Source organism: Bacteroides sp. AN502(2024) (assembly GCF_041227145.1).
GTDB lineage: Bacteria > Bacteroidota > Bacteroidia > Bacteroidales > Bacteroidaceae > Bacteroides.
Window position 1 is genome coordinate 1 of the sequence record NZ_JBGFSP010000014.1, and the last position, 1836, is coordinate 1836.

Here is a 1836-nt window from a genome sequence, read left to right on the forward strand (position 1 = left end):
GAAGGTGTGTCAAAATGTGCACCTTCTTTTTTTGCCCAAAGCCCCGACTTTCACAAGCAGGGGCTTTGTTATTACCTAAAGATTTTGTATCTTTAAGCATAAAATTTCACACTATGACAAAGATACATTTTCGTCCTTACATTCCCAACCAAACCATGCTTTTTCCTGAGAGAATCGATGAGGATATTGCAGAAAACGATCCGGTTCGCATGGTTGACGTTCTGGTTGAAAGCCTGAATCTTGAAGGTTTCAGAAAGTTATACAAGGAATGCGGCCGTAGTGCTTACCATCCCCGAATGATGCTCAAGGTTATTCTGTATGCCTACATGAACAACATCTACTCCTGCCGGAAAATAGAAAAGCTACTCCATCGTGATATCCATTATATATGGCTGGCCGGATACGAGAAACCGGATTTCATTACCATCAACCGATTCCGCAACCGGGTGAAGAAGGAAATCAACGAGGTGTTTACCCAAACCGTACTTCTGCTTTCTTCCAAAGGTTTCATCAGCCTGAATGTGGAATACATTGACGGTACAAAAATCGAATCCAAGGCAAACAAGTACACTTTCGTCTGGAGAAAAACGGTCGAACGGAACCGTGAACGCCTGATGAAGAAAATACATGTACTATTAGGTCAGATAGACGAGTTCATCGCTCAGGAGAAATCATCAGAGACCAATGAGGGGATAGAGTTTACTCCGACTATGCTGACCGAAATGGCGGGAGAATTACGTAATGCACTTGCACAGGCTCCCGATCCTTGCACGAAAGAGGAAAAGACTGCACTGAAAAAGAAACGCAAACAGCTCAAGGAGCTGGAAGAACACAGAGATAAACTGCAGGAATACGACGGTCATCTGGAAAATCTGCAAGCTCGCAACTCCTATTCCAAGACAGACAAGGATGCCACTTTTATGAGGATGAAGGAGGACGCCATGCGTAACGGGCAGACAAAACCCGGCTACAACCTTCAGATCGGTACCGAGAACCAATTCATTACCGACTTCGCTCTTTTCTCCAATCCTACGGATACACTGACCATGATACCTTTCCTGCAATCCTTTTCAGGCAGATACGACAGATTGGCCCATATGGTGGTTGCCGACTCCGGATATGGTTCTGAGGAAAATTACCGTTTCATGTCTGAAAACGATATGGAAGCCTACGTCAAATACAACTACTTCCACATGGAACAGCGACCCGGATTCAAACCGAATCCGTTCAAGGCCGAAAACTTCTATTACAATGAAGAACATGACTATTGCATCTGCCCCATGGGACAAAAGATGCGGAGGACAGGAACCGGGCATGTGAAAACTGCATCCGGATATGTAAGCGAAAATGCCAGGTACAGAGCCGTCAGATGTGAAGGGTGTCCGTTGAGATGTCTATGTTTTAAGGCAAAGGGAAACAGGACAATAGAACTGAATCACAGACTCAGGAAATACAGGCAGAAAGCCAAAGAATTACTATGTTCCGAAGAAGGACTGAAACACAGAGGGCAAAGATGTATAGAACCGGAAGCTGTGTTCGGGCAAATAAAATATAATATGAACTACAAACGTTTCCGCCATTTTGGAAAGGAGAAGGTCTTTATGGACTTCGCATTCTTGGCCATTGCCTTCAATATAAAAAAGATGTGTGCAAAAATGAGAAAAGAAGGTATAGACTGGATGATTAAACTGTTTTATCCATTTGTACCCGCTCTTTTCAGATGGGGGGAACACATTTATCAACAAATCTTCAAAAGAGCGCAGCTTGAAGAAGGTTTACTGATTCTTTATAGGTGATGAAAAAAAGAAGGCGTATCGTTCATTACGACACACCTTC

At 43.5% G+C, this 1836-nt stretch carries 1 protein-coding gene; it reads left to right on the plus strand.

Annotation, left to right across the window (positions count from 1 at the left end; all coding sequences use genetic code 11):
- Positions 1-113 precede the first annotated feature (113 nt).
- On the plus strand, positions 114-1796 hold the full coding sequence (locus tag AB9N12_RS19700; RefSeq protein ID WP_369893778.1) for an IS1182 family transposase: 1683 nt from the start codon (positions 114-116) through the stop codon (positions 1794-1796).
- Positions 1797-1836: the final 40 nt, after the last annotated feature.

What these genes read in the sequence shown, in the direction of transcription:
- AB9N12_RS19700 (WP_369893778.1), top strand. Translation starts at nt 114, where the DNA reads ATGACAAAGATACATTTTCGTCCTTACATTCCCAACCAAACCATGCTT.